At 65.3% G+C, this 15,943-nt stretch carries 14 protein-coding genes; 6 read left to right on the top strand and 8 right to left on the bottom strand.

Annotated elements, in window-relative coordinates:
* Window positions 1–16: 16 nt before the first annotated feature.
* The 5 genes from AC3FKH_RS08210 to AC3FKH_RS08190 all read right to left on the bottom strand — a co-directional run bounded on the left by AC3FKH_RS08210 (window position 17) and on the right by AC3FKH_RS08190 (window position 4,806).
* Window positions 17–997, bottom strand: coding sequence for a SphA family protein (locus AC3FKH_RS08210; RefSeq protein ID WP_488674504.1), 981 nt, complete (start codon window positions 995–997; stop codon window positions 17–19).
* Between the two features lie 98 nt (window positions 998–1,095).
* Window positions 1,096–1,926 (bottom strand): intradiol ring-cleavage dioxygenase, encoded by an 831-nt coding sequence (locus AC3FKH_RS08205; protein WP_488674502.1) that lies wholly within the window; start codon window positions 1,924–1,926, stop codon window positions 1,096–1,098.
* Between the two features lie 17 nt (window positions 1,927–1,943).
* The gene (locus AC3FKH_RS08200) at window positions 1,944–2,534 is read right to left on the bottom strand and encodes a malonic semialdehyde reductase (protein WP_488674501.1); all 591 of its coding nucleotides are present in this window, start codon (window positions 2,532–2,534) and stop codon (window positions 1,944–1,946) included.
* A gap of 63 nt (window positions 2,535–2,597) precedes the next feature.
* On the bottom strand, window positions 2,598–4,151 hold the full coding sequence (gene tcpA / locus AC3FKH_RS08195) for a 3,5,6-trichloro-2-pyridinol monooxygenase TcpA (protein ID WP_488674499.1): 1,554 nt from the start codon (window positions 4,149–4,151) through the stop codon (window positions 2,598–2,600).
* 103 nt (window positions 4,152–4,254) lie between these two features.
* Window positions 4,255–4,806 (bottom strand): flavin reductase, encoded by a 552-nt coding sequence (locus AC3FKH_RS08190; RefSeq protein ID WP_488674497.1) that lies wholly within the window; start codon window positions 4,804–4,806, stop codon window positions 4,255–4,257.
* 149 nt (window positions 4,807–4,955) lie between these two features.
* Here AC3FKH_RS08190 and AC3FKH_RS08185 point away from each other — a divergent pair, with 149 nt between their 5' ends.
* Both AC3FKH_RS08185 and AC3FKH_RS08180 read left to right on the top strand, forming a co-directional pair.
* Window positions 4,956–5,927: a LysR family transcriptional regulator gene (locus AC3FKH_RS08185; protein ID WP_488674495.1), complete on the top strand. Its 972-nt coding sequence runs from the start codon at window positions 4,956–4,958 to the stop codon at window positions 5,925–5,927.
* Window positions 5,928–6,018: 91 nt separating this feature from the next.
* On the top strand, window positions 6,019–6,891 hold the full coding sequence (locus AC3FKH_RS08180; protein WP_488674493.1) for an FAD synthetase family protein: 873 nt from the start codon (window positions 6,019–6,021) through the stop codon (window positions 6,889–6,891).
* 54 nt (window positions 6,892–6,945) lie between these two features.
* Here AC3FKH_RS08180 and AC3FKH_RS08175 read toward each other — a convergent pair whose 3' ends face one another.
* Window positions 6,946–7,869, bottom strand: a complete 924-nt coding sequence (locus AC3FKH_RS08175; RefSeq protein WP_488674491.1) for a LysR family transcriptional regulator — start codon at window positions 7,867–7,869, stop codon at window positions 6,946–6,948.
* 101 nt (window positions 7,870–7,970) lie between these two features.
* On the opposite strand from AC3FKH_RS08175, the gene AC3FKH_RS08170 reads away from it, so the two are divergent.
* The 3 genes from AC3FKH_RS08170 to leuD are packed head-to-tail and all read left to right on the top strand — an operon-like array spanning window position 7,971 to window position 11,020.
* Complete coding sequence (locus AC3FKH_RS08170) at window positions 7,971–8,933, top strand: tripartite tricarboxylate transporter substrate binding protein (RefSeq protein ID WP_488674489.1); 963 nt, start codon at window positions 7,971–7,973, stop codon at window positions 8,931–8,933.
* A 31-nt stretch (window positions 8,934–8,964) separates the two neighbouring features.
* On the top strand, window positions 8,965–10,383 hold the full coding sequence (leuC, locus tag AC3FKH_RS08165) for a 3-isopropylmalate dehydratase large subunit (RefSeq protein WP_488674488.1): 1,419 nt from the start codon (window positions 8,965–8,967) through the stop codon (window positions 10,381–10,383).
* Window positions 10,376–11,020, top strand: a complete 645-nt coding sequence (gene leuD, locus AC3FKH_RS08160; RefSeq protein WP_488674487.1) for a 3-isopropylmalate dehydratase small subunit — start codon at window positions 10,376–10,378, stop codon at window positions 11,018–11,020. Before leuC ends, leuD begins: the two co-directional genes overlap by 8 nt.
* Before the next feature lie 60 nt (window positions 11,021–11,080).
* Here leuD and AC3FKH_RS08155 read toward each other — a convergent pair whose 3' ends face one another.
* Entirely contained in the window at window positions 11,081–13,288 is a 2,208-nt protein-coding gene (locus tag AC3FKH_RS08155) for a penicillin-binding protein 1A (RefSeq protein WP_488674485.1), read from the bottom strand.
* A gap of 387 nt (window positions 13,289–13,675) precedes the next feature.
* Here AC3FKH_RS08155 and AC3FKH_RS08150 point away from each other — a divergent pair, with 387 nt between their 5' ends.
* Entirely contained in the window at window positions 13,676–14,662 is a 987-nt protein-coding gene (locus tag AC3FKH_RS08150; protein WP_488674483.1) for a Bug family tripartite tricarboxylate transporter substrate binding protein, read from the top strand.
* Window positions 14,663–14,782: 120 nt separating this feature from the next.
* Here the strand turns inward: AC3FKH_RS08150 and AC3FKH_RS08145 are convergent, their stop codons facing one another.
* Window positions 14,783–15,607 carry a 3-oxoadipate:acetyl-CoA acetyltransferase gene (locus AC3FKH_RS08145; protein WP_488674481.1) on the bottom strand — a complete coding sequence of 275 codons (825 nt, stop codon included), beginning with the start codon at window positions 15,605–15,607 and terminating at the stop codon, window positions 14,783–14,785.
* Between the last annotated feature and the right edge of the window lie 336 nt (window positions 15,608–15,943).

Genomic DNA, 15,943 nt, shown 5'->3' with positions numbered 1-15,943 from the left:
CAGGGTGCAAGGCCGGTCAGAACGACAGGCGGCCCATGGCCCAGATGCGGTTGCCTTCGGGGCGATTGCGGGCGCCGAACTCGAACTGCCCCTTGATCGAGAAGCTGACCTTGTCGTTGAGCTGGAAGCAGATATCCGGCCCCAGCGCCGTGACGCGGCCGCGGTTGCCGTTGCCGTTGACGCGCACGCCGTCCTGCGTGTCGTCGGTGGTCTGGACGTAGTAATAGCCGTTGAGGCCAAGCGTCAGCCTTGGCGTGACGTGGTAGCCGGCACTGAACTCGATGGTGGCTTCGTCCCCGGACTGATAGTGGGTCGCCTGGTTGCGCGTATTGAAGCCGTAGCGGAACTTGGCGCTGATGTCGACATTGCGCGTCGGGAACCAGGTGAACGCGTAGCTCGGCGCAATCTGGTAGTAGTTGCGGCCGATATTGACCGGGTCATGGACATCGTAGGCGCCGGTCTTCAGGTGGAACTCGATGCCGGCGATCTGATGAAACGAGCCGCTGTGCCAGCCCAGCAGCACCGGGGCCAATGTCATGTCCGCGAGGCCGGTCTTGTTACCGCCTTTGTCCAGCGGCGGCAGCGGCGTGGGCCTTGCCGCCGACATGTCGAGATTCGCCGACACGATGGGCACCACCACCCGCGTTTCGAGGTTGGCGTCCAACACCTTTACGCCCGGCCAGACATACGAAAGCCGCGGCGCCAGGGCGTCGAGCTGCAGGTGGAAGCTGGCCAGCTTCGGGTTGTCGTGGCCGGCATTGTCCCTGGAGCTTCCTGCATCGTAATGCTGGTAGAACAGCAGCCAGTTGGCGCCCTCGGGCAGCATCAGGCCGGAATACAGATTGTCGACCCCGATGGGGTAGGAGTTGCCGCCACCCTCGGTGGCGCGCGCCGGCACGCTAGCCGCTGCGCATGCGGCGACGAGCGCCAGCCGCCCGAACCGGACCGGCAGCGGTGCGCGGGCGCGCCACGCCTTCGTGCCATCTATCGAACCCATTTGCCACTCCGAAAGACCGCGTGATACACCGGGCCGGTTCGGCACGGTGCGTGGTTGCAGCCGCGCCGCCCGCCAGGGCGGCGCGCCCGGTGCCGTTGCTAGCGGGCCGGATTCAGCACGAAGTCGAAGTCGAGCCGGTAGGTGCCATCGGCCAGGCGGACCCAGTCGCCGACCAGGGATTTGCGCACGCCGAACACGGCATCCGAATCGAGGTACTTGTCGCCGCGCCGGAAGACGTGCGTCACGAGGGTCTCGTAGCCAGGTGCCTGGATCATGAAGTGCAGGTGCGCGGGCCGCCAGGGATGACGGCCGGTGGCGCGAAGCAACTCGCCGACAGGGCCATCGTCAGGAATCGGGTAAGCCTGCGCGACGACGGTGCGGAAATGGAAGCGGCCATCGTCGCCCGACTTCAGCACGCCGCGGCCCTGGGCTACTTCAAGCCCTTCGTACTGCACGTCATAGTGGCCGTCGGCGTCCGCCTGCCAGGTTTCCACGACGGCATCGGCAACTGCCCGGCCGTCCGCGCCCATGACGCGACCATGGACCACGCACGGCTCCCCCTTCGCGCCGTTGGCCAGATCCGCACCATGCGCGTAGTGCGGCGCGCCCTGCACGTGGAAGGGCCCGAACACCGTGGACTCGGTGCAGCCATCCGGCTTCTCGTGGTTCATCGCCACCGTCAGCATCGACAGGCCCAGCACATCGCTGAGCAGGATGAATTCCTGGCGCTTGTCGTCACACAGCTGTCCGGTGGCGGTAAGGAAATCAATCCCTCGCATCCACTCGGACTCTGTCAACCTCACCTCGCGTGCGAAGTCGTGCAAGTGCCGCACCAGAACGGTCATGATCTCTTTTGTGCGCGCATCCGGCGTGTCGGCCAGGCGCGCAATGACGGCCTGGGTCAGGTTATGCTGGTCGTACTCTTGCATGGCAAGGCTCCCGGCGGTCAGGCGAGTTGGCAGGCCTGTTCGAACGACAGGCGTGGACTGCGGGCGAACACTTTTTCGGGGTCGCCGTGGCCAAGCCCGCAGATAAAGTTCGAGCGGATGCTGGTGCCGGCAAAGAAGGCCTGGTCGACCGCCTGGTTGTTGAAGCCTGACATCGGGCCGCAATCGAGGCCGACCGCGCGAGCCGCGGCGATGAGATAGCCGCCTTGCAGCGTGCCGTTGCGAAACGCGGTGGTGTTGGCGAATTCCACCTTCTCGTCGCCCTCGAACCATGCCTTGACCGCGGGGTTGTGCGGAAACAGCTCCGGCAGGTGTTCGTAAAATCGGGTGTCGTAGCCAACGATGGCGACGACCGGCGCGGCCATGGTCTTGTCGACGTTGCCGGGCGCCAGTGCCGGACGCAGTTTTGCCCGGCCTTCCTCGGTGCGCACGAACACCAGCCGCGCCGGCGAGCAGTTGACCGAGGTCGGGCCGAACTTCATCAGGTCATACAGTTCCTGCAGCTTGCTGTCCGGCACGGGCGTCGGGAGCCAGCCGTTCTGGCTGCGCGCGCCGCGGAAGATCTTGTCGAGCAGTTCATGGGTTTGCATCTTGTACTCCTTGCATGGGTAAGGTGTCCCGGCCGGACCGGAGCCGGCCGGAAGGTCAGGCGGTCAGACCGTCATGGTGCCGCTCAGGGCGAGCTTTTCCTGGTGGCGCGCGGAATCCAGTGCCTGGGCATAGCCAGCGGTGGCCTTGTACTCGCTCTCGTGGTCTTCGCCGAGTTCGATGCCGCAGACCTTGCGCGCCAGGATGCCGTAGGGACCCGCGCCCGAGAACTCGGCGCGTTGCATGGTGAGCATGCGGATGGCCTGCAGCGGGGTGCCGTTGAAGTTCTCGAAGACGAACAGGCGGTTGCCCCAGTCGGTCAGGAACAGGTCGCGGATCACGCGGCCGATCTTCACGCGGTCGTGCGGCTTGCCGACCGGGCCGCTGTTCATGCGCTCGAACCAGCCGTTCAGCGCCTGGTCGTTCCACTGGTCTTCGCTCGCGAAGATCAGTGCGCTGCGTCCGGACAGGTCGACCAGCTCGTAGATCATCTCCGAGAAGTTCTCGAGGTAAAGCGCGCGGCCGAAGTCGTAGATCAGGATGTTTGGCTTGTAGGCGCCCCCTGGCGTATGGAAGCCCAGTTCTTCGCTGGCGACGATGTGCGCCAGCATGGCCTGGTGGAAGCCGATCAGCTTGGCCACGCGGGTCTGCACGGCCGGGATCTTGTTGGTGCCGATATGCTCGGTGATCAGGATTGCGAGGCCCGCCATCAGTTCGGCGCGCACCGACTGGCGGATCAGGGCGTGATAGTGCAGCCAGTCGAACACACGCTGCGGATAGAGCTTGGCGTGCTCGGGATTGCCCAGGTGGAACACATGCGACCACGGGATAAAGACGTTGTCGAACACCGTCATGCCGTCCAGCTCGTCGCCCTGCGACGCCAGCGGGTGCTCGATGGGATCGTCCTTGACCACGCTCTCGCGGCAGACGATGGTCACGCCCGGGGTGTTGACCGGCGTGGCGGCAAAGATGATCTGGTCGCCCGGGATGCCGGGGCGGAAGAATACCCCGATGTGGATCCAGTCCGCAAAGGCGACGCCCGTGCCGATCGCCTTGACCCCCGACACGACGATGCCCTTGTCGTTCTTCTCGATGACACGCAGGCCGGGCGAGCGCTGCTGGGCGTCGGGGTTCGAGCGGTCCATCTGCGGATCAACGAACTGTGGGGCGCAATTCAGGTCGTGCTGCTTGGCGAAGTTGACGAAGTCGACGATGTTCTTCGCCTTGATTTTTCCTTCCGCGCCGATCGTCTGCGTTTCCCACGGCGACGGATCGTCGATATAGGTCTGCAGCACGTAGTTGTTGACGTCCGGCGTGCGCGGAAACGAGGCGCCGGCCATCTCGCGCATGATGGTTTCGTGGTACTTGCGCTTGCGGCGCAGCTGCTCCTTGTCGAAGTGGCCGAACCACTGCATGGTGCGGCGTTCGCCGTCCGTGTCGACGAAGGTCATCACGTCCTGCAGGTCGGGACGGTGGTGCAGGTCGTAGAAGTCGGCGTGGCGCTGCGCGTAGTCCCGCGTCTTGGGGTGCGTCGCGACGTTGTCGATCTTCTCGTTGCCGACCCATACGTTGCGGCCGTCGTTGAGCGATTCCAGGTACTGCTTGCCAGTGCGAATCATCGCGGGTCTCCTTGGTGAGTTCTAGGGTGTGACAGTCCCTGCCCTGGAGAAGGGCATGCTGATACAGGGTGAAAAAATCGGGTGATGCGCCGAGGGGCGCGGCTCAGGCGGCGACCGGCTGCGTGGTGGCGTAGCTGCGGCGGCAGTAGACCAGCGGTGTGTCGTTGCGGCTTTCGGCGCCGGCGCTGCCGAATACCTGCGCGACAAAGACGCTGTGCGTGCCGATCTCGATCTGGTCGACCACCTTGCAGTCGAGGGCGACCATGGCGGCTTTGCTGTAGGGCGCGCCGGTGGCGAATACGCCCCAGCTGTCCGCGTCGAAGCGCTGCGCCATCGGCACCGCACCGGCTCCGGCGAACAGCTGCGACACGGCGGTCTGGCTGGCGTGCAGCCAGTTGATGCTGACCACGCCGTTGGACTTGATCACACCGTTGGCGGCGCTGCGGTGGTTGATGCAGAAGAGCACCGTGGGCGGCGAGTCGCTGACCGAACAGACCGCCGAGCAGGTGACGCCGGCGCGGCCACCGGCGCCATCGGTAGCGATGACGGTCACCGCGGTAACGGCGCGCGACAAGGCATCGCGGAAGCTGGCGGCATCGAAGGCGACTTCGGCAAGGCGGCTCGCGACGGCTGCGATGGGTAGGGCTGATGACATGGCAATCTCCTCCTGATGGGGGCCTTCATTCCGGCGCCGCGACGCGGCGCGCATGAAGTTTCGTCTCGGGAAACCTGCTTTCTGATCTGCGTCAGCTGTGTGAAACTAGACTACAGCCGCGCCGGCCCGTTTGCTAATCACCTCGCATCATGGACACTATTCCCCAGCGTCATGAAGACGAACTCAGCCTGAATCACCTGCTGGTGCTCGATGTGCTGCTGAGCGAGCGCAGCCTCACCAAGGCCGCGCGCGTGCTCAACCTGACGCAGCCAGCGCTGAGCAAGACGCTGGCGCGGCTGCGCCAGTATTTCGGGGATCCGCTGTTCGTCCGCGTGGGCCTGCGCATGGAGCCGACACCGAAGGCGCTGGAGCTTGGCGAGCCGGTGCGGTCGATTCTCCGGAGCGTGCGTGCCTTGCGCTCGGACCATGTCAGCTTTGATCCCCGCACCAGCCAGCGCAGCTTCAGCTTCTTCCTGCTCGATGCCGGCGCTTCGCAGATGCTGCCGAGACTGCTGAAGCAACTGGCGGAAGAAGCGCCGGGCATCCTCGTGCAGGCAGTCAATGCCGATGCCACGCATCTCGATGTCTGGCTGGAGAATGGCCTGGTCGACCTGGCGATCGGCTCTTTCCCCACGCTGACGCAGAGCATCCGCCGCCAGTTGCTGTGGCACGAGGTCTACGGCGCCGTCGTGCGCAAGGACCATCCGCGTCTGGCGCAGCTTGGCGAGGCGCAGGTGTTCGTTGCTGAAAAGCATGTGCTGGTTTCCGCGGTCGGGACGGGCCACGAACACCTCAGCGTCGAACGCGCCATCGAGGCCGCCGTGCCAAGCACCAACATCATCTGCCGCGTGCCGAGTTTCGCGACCGCGGCGCTTATCGCCCGGCATTCGGACGCCGTGGCGATACTGCCGCTGACACTGGCGCGCGCGCTATGCGATGACTTGGGCCTTGCCGTGGTGGTGCCGCCGCTGACGCTGCCCGGCATGGACATCGCCCAGCACTGGCACGATCGCGTGCACCGGGAGCCGGGCAACCAGTGGATCCGGGCGCTGGTGCACAGGCTGTTCATGCGCCACGAGGCGTTGGCGGGCGAGGTTGCCGGGCCGGACATCGGGCAATGAGCGCTGGTTATAGTCCTCATGACGGCAAGGGATTGGCGTCCCGAGCCGTCGCCTCCTAGCATGGGGCTCATGACAAGAGGAGGAGACCACCATGCAGGTGACAAGAGGGGCCGCGCCGCCGCGGCTGGCCGCATCCGTCGTTTCGATCGGCACGTTCGACGGCGTGCACCGCGGGCACCGCGCCGTCCTGGCCGAATTGCGAGCCGCCGGGCGTGCGCTTGGGCTGCCGACCGTACTGCTGACGTTTGACCCGCACCCGCGCGCCTTTCTGCAACCGCACAGCGCGCCGCGCATGATTTCCACCGTGGATGACCGTATCGCGCTGCTGGCGGACAGCAACGCCGTCGACCACTGCCTGGTGCTGCCGTTCGACCGCGCCCTCAGCGAAGCCAGTGCGGAGGACTTTGTGCGTGGATGGCTGCTTGCGCGCCTGGGCATGCGGCGCCTCGTTGTGGGCGCGAATTTCCGCTGCGGGAAGGGCCGGCAGGGCGATATCGATTACCTTGGGCAGCTTGGCGAAGCGAACGGATATACCGTCAACCCCGTGCCATTGCGAGCCACCGATGCAGCCGTCCGCTGTTCCTCCACGGAGGCCCGCCGCCTGATCCAGAGTGGCGACGTGCGCGCGGCAGCGGCATTGCTGGCGCGTCCGCACGAGGTTCGCGCCAGGGTCGTGGCCAGGCCGCCGACCCGCGCCAGCGGTGCGGCGGAGATACGTCTTCCGGATGGCATTTGCCTGCCGCCTGCGGGGCAGTATGCTGGCGCGGTCCGCGCCCAGGTGGGCGCCGCACGCTGGAGCCAGGCGCTTGTGCATCTGACCGAAACGGACGGCATGGCGCGCGTGTTCAGCGACGCCGAGTTTGCGCCCATGCCGGGTAGCGCGGTGTCCGTACGCTTCTTCGGCGCGGCGCAGGCGAATCCGGGCGGCCCGGACGGACGGTCGCGATCCGACGCACGGGAGTAGGGCACGGCCCCGCATCGGTGTCGTTGCGCTGTGCCACGTACTGGCCGTCGACGCCTACCAGCCCCCATCGGCCCCAGGCTTTTCCTGTCGATGGCACGCAAAGCGATCGAGCAGAAAGTCGACGAGCACTTTCACCCGGTCTGACCGGGTCTTGCCGGCGCCGTAGACCAGGTAGATATCGGCCGGCGTGAACTGCCACTGCGGCAGCACCCTGCACAGGGCGCCCGTCCGCAACGCTTCCGCGATATCCCATTCGGACCGCACCACGAGCCCTTGTCCTTCAAGCGCCCAGACCACCGCCGATTCGCCGTCGTTCGTGCTCATGGGGCCCCGCACCTTGACGGTCTCCTGCTGCGAGCCGTTGCGCATGTGCCAGGTGCCGAAGGTTTCGTCCGCCTCCCGGATAAAGATGCAGCTGTGCCGGGTGAGGTCGCGCGGACTGCCGGGCAGGCCGGCCCGCGCCAGGTAGGACGGTGCGGCGCAGAGCAGGCGCCGGTTATTGGCGAGCAACCGCGCGGTGAGCCGGACATCGGGCATCTCGCCAAAATGCACGACTGCATCCAGGCCCATTTCGGTCAGGTTCAACGGCCGCTCGCTGAGATGGAGCTGGATCTCGATCTTCGGAAACGCCCTGGAGAACGCGGCCAGCGCGGGCGCGATATGGCGGCGCCCAAAGCCCAGCGTTGCGCCGATCTTCAACAGCCCATGCGGCGTGCTGCTGCTGCCGGCCACCGACCGCTCCAGTGTCTCCAGCTCCGCAAGGATGCGTGCGCCCTCGACCAGATAGTTCTCCCCTTCGGCGGTCAGGCTGATGCGCCGGGTCGTCCGGTTCAACAGCCTGACGCCCAGGCGCGACTCAAGGGCGAGCAGGCGCTTGCTGACCGCGGATGGCGTCACGCCAAGCTCCTGCGCGGCCGCGGCCAGGCTCCCTTGCTTGTTGATTGCCATGAAGAAGGCGACGTCGGAGAAGCTGTCCACTCGTGAACTCCAGGCAATAAAGAATGGATTTTGCCTAAATTATGTTTCCGCAGGCAAGTGCTAGGATTCCTCGCACAAAAATCATTTCAAGGAGACACCCCATGAGCCTTGCCCGCCTTGCCGCGTTCGCCGCTTGTGCCGCCGTGTTGGGAACCGCATCGGCGCAGTCGTATCCGCAGCGCCCGGTTCGTCTGATCGTGCCGTACGCGCCGGGCGGCAGTGCCGATATCGCCGCCAGGCTCGTGTCGGATGCATGGTCGAAGCACCTGGGCGGCACCATCGTCGTCGAGAACCGCGCTGGCGCGGGCGGCAATATTGGCGTGGATGCGGTCGCCAAGTCGCCGGCCGACGGCTACACCATCGGCCTGCAGACGGTTTCGCTGGCCATCAATCCCGGCCTGTTCCCGCGCATGCCTTACGACACGCTCAAGGACCTGGCGCCGATTGGCATGGTGGCCGGCTCGCAGCATGTCCTGGTCATCAACAACAAGGTCCCGGCGAAGAACCTGCAGGAGCTGATCGCCCTTGCCAGGGCGAAGCCGGACAAGCTGACCTATGGCTCCGCCGGCAATGGCAGCACGTTCCATATGTCCGCCGAGTTGTTCAAGTCGGTGGCCAATGTATCGATCGTCCACGTGCCCTATCGTGGCGGCGGCCCGGCCCTGGTCGACACGATTGCCGGCCAGGTCGACATGAGCTTTCCCGTGATATCCGCCGCGCAACAGCATGTGCTTGCCGGCAAACTCACCGCGCTCGCCGTCACGGGTTCGAAGCGCTCGGCGCTCTTGCCGAACGTGCCCACCGCGGCCGAAGCGGGCCTGCCGGGCTACAACTTCGAAACGTGGTTCATGGTATTCGCGCCGGCCGGCACGCCCAGGCCGGTGATCGACAAGCTGAACGCCGCCCTGAATGCCACGCTCACGGCGCAGGCGACCCGGGACCGGATGCTGAAGGAAGGCTTCGAGCCCACGCCGACCACGCCCGACGCGGCCCGCAAGCGGCTCGAGAAGGAGATGCCGATGTGGGCCGATTTGATCAGGCAGCGCGGCATTACCGCCGAATGATCGCCGAATGATTGCCAAACAGGTAGCAGCGATGTCCCCACGTACTCTGTACCACAAGCTGGTCGACTCCCACACCGTCACCAGGCTCGACGACGATAACGTCCTGCTGTACTGCGACTTGCACTTGATGAACGAGTACACGAGTCCGCAGGCCTTTGCCGGGTTGCACGAGCAGGAGCGCGGCGTGCTGATGCCGGGGCAGAACGTCAGTGTCGTCAGCCACATCATTCCGACGCATCCGACGAAGATCCGCGTGATCGCCGACCCGGCCTCGTCGCTGCAGGCGACGAACCTGCGCGCCAACTGCGAGAAGCACGGCATCCCGCTGTTCGATACCAACGATACGCTGCAAGGCATCGAGCACGTCATCGCGCCCGAGCACGGCATGATCCGTCCGGGCATGGTGGTGATCTGCGGCGACAGCCACACCACCACCTATGGCGCGCTGGGCGCCTTGGGCTTCGGCATCGGCACGTCGGAAGTCGAGCACGTGCTCGCTACGCAGACGCTGGTCTACCGCATGGCCAGGACCATGCGCATTCGCGTGGACGGCAAGCTCCCGGCCGGCACGACGGCCAAGGACCTGATCCTCATGATCATCGGCAGGATCGGGGCGCAGGGGGCACGCGGCTACGTGGTGGAATACTGCGGCTCGGCCATCCGCGATCTCAGCGTCGAGGCTCGTTTCACGCTTTGCAACATGACCGTGGAAGCGGCCGCGCGCGGCGCGCTGATTGCGCCGGACGCGGTGTCGACCGATTACGTGCTGCGCCGCGCGCCGGACATGGACGATGCCCAGCGCGCAGCGGCCCTGGCGTACTGGCAGACGCTGAAGAGCGACCCGGAGGCGGCATACGACCTCGAGTTCGCGTTCGACGCCGGCGATATCGAGCCCTATGTGACCTGGGGCACCAGTCCCGACCAGGTGGTGCCGGTGTCGGGGCATATCCCGTTCGCGGAGGACCAGATCGACGAGGCCGACAAGCGCGCAGTCGAGCGCGCACTCGCCTATACGCGCCTCTCGCCCGGCTCGGTGCTCGAAGGCACCGCCATCCAGCATGTCTTCATCGGCTCCTGCACGAACGGCCGGATCGAAGACCTCCGGGCGGTTGCCGGCGTCGTGCGCGGAAAGCGGGTGGCCAGCGGCGTCCGGGCGATGGTCGTGCCAGGGTCCGGCGCGGTGCGGGCCCAGGCCGAGCGCGAGGGGATTGCGGAGATCCTGATCGCGGCGGGGTTTGAATGGAGGCAGCCTGGCTGTTCCATGTGCCTGGCCATGAACGATGATGTGCTGGCGGATGGCATTCGTTGCGCATCGACCACCAATCGAAATTTCGAAGGCAGGCAGGGACGTGGCGCCATGACGCACCTGATGAGCCCGGCCATGGCTGCAGCCGCGGCCATCACCGGCAAGATTACCGACGTGCGCAAGCTGGAGATCGCCAATGTCTGATTACGCCCGCATCACCGGCAAGGCGGCCGCCATCCGCTTCGAGAACCTCGACACCGACCAGATCATCCCGAAGCAGTTTCTTCGCGGCATTGACAAGGCAGGCCTCGACAAGGGGATTCTGTACGACCAACGCTTCGATGGAAACGGCAATCCGCGTGCGGACTTTGTCTTGAATCGTCCCGAGTATGCAGGCACGAGCATCCTGGTCGGCGGCGCCAACTTCGGCTGCGGCTCGAGCCGCGAGCACGCCGTCTGGGGGCTGCAGCAGTTCGGCATCCAGGCCGTGATTGCGCCGAGCTATGGAGAGATTTTCTACTCCAATGCGATGAACAACCGCTTGCTGCTGGTGATGCTGCCGCGCGATGTCATCGAGGCGCTGATGGATGCGGCGGATGCGGATAGCGGGAACACGATCGACATCGATGTGGAGACCTTGCGCGTGAAGACGCCCGTGGGTGAGCATCCGTTCCAGTTGTCCGATCGGCACCGCCGCATGTTTATCGAAGGCCTCGACATGATTGGTCTTTCGCTGAAGCACCGCGATGAGATTGAAGCGTTCGCGGACAAGTACTGGTCGGCATTTCCCTGGACCAGGAACGTCGCGCGCCGCACCCGCGACCGCCTTGGCGCGACCTGAAGTCGCGCAAGAGGCGGAATCGGGGCGCCGTGGTCCGAAGTGCCGGGCGCTGATGTCCTGTCAGAATCGCCAGAAGAGGAAGCGATGCTGCCGGGGCCTGGCCACCGGAGGAGGGCGCTTTGCGGGGCTGAAGCGCGCGGCGGGATCAATTGCTTTCGCGCGCAGCGCCATGTCATAGAAGGCGCCCACCATTGGCAGGGCGCTGCGCGCCCCCTGGCTCCAATAGCTGCCAAGGGTCACGCGTCCATCGTCGAAGCCCACCCACGCGCCTGCGACGAGCTGCGGGTGCATGAGGATGAACCAGCTATCGGCGTTGTCCTGCGTCGTTCCCGTCTTGCCGGCCACGTCAGCGCGGATCCCGAAGCGCGTCCGGATGTCCGAGCCGGTGCCGCGCGTGACGACATCGCGCATCACGTCGACCAGCGTCAGCGCCGCCCCGGTGGGTAGCGCAGCTGCTGGCGCAGCGCCCGGAAACTCGGCCAGGGCCTTGCCATGGGAATCCTCGATGCGGGTCACCATGCGCGGCGCGACATAGTTGCCACGGTTGGCGATCGTTGCGTATGCCGAAACCATTTCCCTGAGCGTCACAGGGCTCGTGCCGAGCGCAAGCGAAGGCACCGGTTCGAGCGGGCTCTCGCGTACGCCCATCGCCTGCGCCAGGCGAGCGACCTTTTCCGGGCCCTGCTTTTGCATGAGCTGCGCCGTGATGCGATTGCGCGAGAACGCCAGCGCGTCGCGCAGCGTCATGGGCCGGTCGGTAGGCGGTTCGGCGTCGGTCGGCCGCCAGACGGCATGGTCGGCCAGGGGGATGGCCACGTTTCGGTCGACGATGGTATCGCCTGGCTGGGCGCCGCCTGCGAACGCTGCGCCGTAGACGAACGGCTTGAATGTCGAGCCCGGCTGGCGGCGCGCCTGTTGCACATGATCGAACGGCTCGGCACGGAAGTCGGGGCTGCCGACCCAGGCCTTGATATCACCGCTGCGTGGATCGATCGCGACGAATCCGGCCTGGACCTGCGTCTTGCCGCGGCAGATTGCGCGTACGAAGTCGGGATTGGACGCGAGGTTCCTGAGTGCGCTCCGGTCCGTTTGTCCGGCGCCGCGCGCGGCGCGGTATTCGGAAGTCTGCCGGATGAAGGCCTGGAACAGGTCATTGCCTGGCCAGCAGCCCGTATGCTCGTTCCATGCCTGGTTCGCGATCCATTGCAACTGATTCGTCTGCCAGGCCAGCGCCTGCGTGGCCATGGATTGCAAGCGGAAATCGATCGTCGTGCGCACCACCAGCCCATCGGCGTAGAGGTTGTAGCCATTGCGATCGGCCCACGCGGTCAACCATTTACGCAACTGCGCCGCAAAATGTGGTGCGGCACCCGGCGGCTCGGTCTGCGGCGCGAATTCGACGTGGAGCGGCTGCCGTTCGAGCCGGGCGTAGGCATCGGCCTCGAGCTTGCCGTACTTGTGCATCTGCCCGAGTACCGTGTTCCGCCGCTGCAGTGCCCGCTCGGGATTAAGGACAGGGTTATAGGTGCTGTTGGCCTTCAGCATGCCGACGAGCGTCGCGCTTTCGAGAATATCGAGCCGATCGGCCGATTTGCTGAAGTAGGTGCGGGCGGCCATTTCAACGCCGTAGGCGTTGTACAGGAACGGTACCGTGTTCAGGTAGGTCTCGAGGATCTGGTCCTTGCTGTACACGGATTCGATCTTGAAGGCCGTGATGGCTTCCCTGAGCTTGCGAGTCAGCGTTGGCGCGCGGCCGATGTCGTCGGGATAGAGGTTGCGCGCCAGTTGCTGCGTGATCGTCGAACCACCCTGCCGGTCGCCGGAAAACGTATGCAGTGCAGCCGCCGCCGTCCGCATCCAGTCGATGCCGTGATGGTCGTAGAAGCGGCGATCTTCCGTCGCGATCAATGCGGCCACGACGTGGGGCGAGATTTGCCTGAGCGGCACCCATGCACGATTGACCGGCTTGAGTTCATCCAGGATTTCGCCGTCAGCCGACAGGATCAAGGCAGGCCGATCGATGCGGGCCTTGCGGATGTCACCGAGCGTCGGCGTCGACCGGATGAGTGCGAGCGCAAACAGCAGGAAGAGTGCCGACAAGGCGACGAGCGCGAGGGTGACGCCGCGTCGTGTCGGGTGGCGAAGCTGGCTTCGGGCACTGTCGAGAAGGCGCCTGGATGTCGCTTTGCAGGCTGCCGCCAAAGGACGGATGCGGGCGAGCCACCGTGCGCAATGCGCGCGAAACACAATGACAGGGCGGCGATTCACGGCGGCAGGGGCTGAAGAAAAGCGCGATCGTACCAAAGCCCCCGGGTGCTTCCACCGGGAAAGGGTCGACGTGGCGCCCGTATTTACAGACGATTACATCTTTCGCTGGCGCGAGGGCGAGAGAGGCTACCTGGCCGGACCGGCAAGAGCGCAGCACCCGCCACGTCCGTCATGACTCAAGTGGCGATTGCGGAGCCTCAGGCGCAACGGAGCGGGCGCCCATGCACGTTCCTGCCTTTGTGCGCTTATCGCGCAAATCCCGGCGCAGACCGTTGTTCTTCCCCTACCTCTCCGACGCCGCCGCACGGAAAATGGATCCGCCGATCGGATCGGCTGTGAATGCCCTCCAGGAAGAAGGCGGGGCGCGCATGACAATGAAGGATGGAGATGAAATTGAGCGTCAAGAAACATTGGATCAGCATGGTGCAGATTGCGGCAATCGCCTGCGCGGCGGTGGGCAATCAAGCCGTCGCCGCAGATGCATGGCCCGCCAAGCCGATCAAAGTGATCGTTCCCTATACGCCGGGCGGATCGACCGACACGGTGTCGCGCGTGGTGTTCGAGAAGGTCTCCCAAAGTCTCGGGCAGCCGATCATCATCGAGAACAAGCCGGGCGCGAACAGCACGCTGGGGGTCGGCGTCGCGGCGCGCTCGGCAGCGGACGGCTATACCTTTGTGTCGATCCTTGCCGCGTACAGCGCCAACATGTCGTTGTATTCAAAGCTGAGCTACAAGCCGTCCGACCTGGTGCCGGTTGCGCAAATGGCGGAGCTGCCGCTGTTCCTGTTTTCCAGCAAGAAGCTCCCCGTCAAAACGGTGTCCGAGCTCGTCGCCTACGGCAAGGCGCATCCTGACACGCTGACCTTTGGCTCCAGCGGCGTCGGCAGCTCGGCGCACCTGACCGGCGAGCGCTTCGCGATGGAGTCGAAGGTGAAGATGACGCACATCCCGTACAACGGTAGCGCGCCGATCTTGCCGGCGCTCGTTTCGGGCGAGGTCTCGGTGGCGTTCGATCCGTTGCTGGTGCCGATGCCGCATGCGAAGCAGGGCAAGATCAACGTGCTGGCGGTCGCCTCGGCCAAGCGCTGGCCTGGCGAGCCGAACATTCCGACCATGGAAGAAGCGGGCTTTCCGGGCTTTGTGATGAGCTCGTGGACCGGACTCCTCGCGCCGGCAGGCACGCCGCCGGCCATTGTCGACCGGATGGCAAAGGAGATCGCCATGGCCGTGCGCAACCCCGATGTGGCAAAGAAGCTGACCGACCTGGGCTTCGTGCCGGTGAGTGGTACGCCGGACGAGTTTCGCAAGCTGATCGATCGGGACATTGCGCGTTACGGTGCAATCGTCAAGGCGGGCAAGATCTCGCTCGACTAGGATCCGTTCCGCAGGCTGCGCAGTTGCGCAGCCCGGCGCCGGACCCGCTTGAATTTGGCGCGATCACGCTGCTGTGCCTGTCGACGTTCCGCGCGTGGCGCGCGATGCGCCGAAGCGGGCTCAGCCCAGATTCAGCATCTCGCGAGCCTGGGCGGCGGTCGCGACCGGGCGACCATACTCTTCGCACAGCTCGGCAACCTGGCGCACGAGCGCGGCATTGGATGGGGCGAGCGTGTTCTTGTCCATCCGGACATTGTCCTCGAGCCCGGTGCGGCAGTGGCCGCCGAGTTCGAGTGACCAGCGAGCCATTGTCATTTGATGGCGCCCAATGCCGGCGCCGGTCCATGTCGCATCCGGCGAAAGGCGCTTGAGGGTACGAACGTAGAACTCGAGCACGTCGCGATCGACGGGCATGGCGTTCTTGATGCCCATGACGAACTGGATGTGCAGGGGGCCGACGATCGCGTTCGCCGCCTGCATCGCTGCCGCCTGGAAGATCATCGACAGGTCAAAGGCCTCGATTTCGGGCTTGATGCCGTAGGCCTTCATTTCGGCGGCGAGCCAGTCGACCAGGTCAGGCGCGTTGTCATAGACCCGGGTCGGGAAATTGACCGAGCCGGTTGCCAGCGATGCCATGTCGGGTCGCAGCGGCAGCATGGCGCCGCGCTCATTGCCGGCCCCGGAGCGGCCGCCGGTGGACACCTGGGTAATCATGCCTGGCGCGTGCTTGCGAATGCCTTCAAGCACCAGGGCAAAGCGATCGGGATTGGACGTGGGCGTTTCATCGTCGTTGCGGACATGGAGATGAACCAGGGTCGCTCCCGCTTCGAATGCCGCCTGGGTCGATTCCACCTGTTCGCTCACTGTGATCGGCACGGCCGGATTGTCTTTCTTGCGCGGCAGGGATCCCGTGATCGCGACAGAAATGATGCAGGGCTTGGTCATGCTTGATCTCAGTAAGGTGGCTGGGGGGCGGGCATTCCGGCCGGTGCCTCCGGGAACACTGGAGGCGGCCTCTCGCGCTCGGTTGGCGCTGTGCTGGTGTCCGTATTGCTCGACACCTGCTTGCATCGTATGAGCGTCTGCGTGGCTGCGTCCAATACTGATTGGGTTTGCAACGATACGGGGAGAGTATTGAATGGCGTCGGCGCCGCTGCGCGCACTCGGTGAAAACCGAAGGGGGGACGGCAAGAAATGGAAGTACCAGCATCTGCGCCGTTGATGCCCCCGACCAACCGACTACTGAGCCGCGCAGCAGCCGAAGGCGATGATGCGATAGCG

The organism is Cupriavidus sp. 21MJTG02-4 (assembly GCF_057798975.1).
This window is presented reverse-complemented; position numbering and strand designations above follow the sequence as displayed.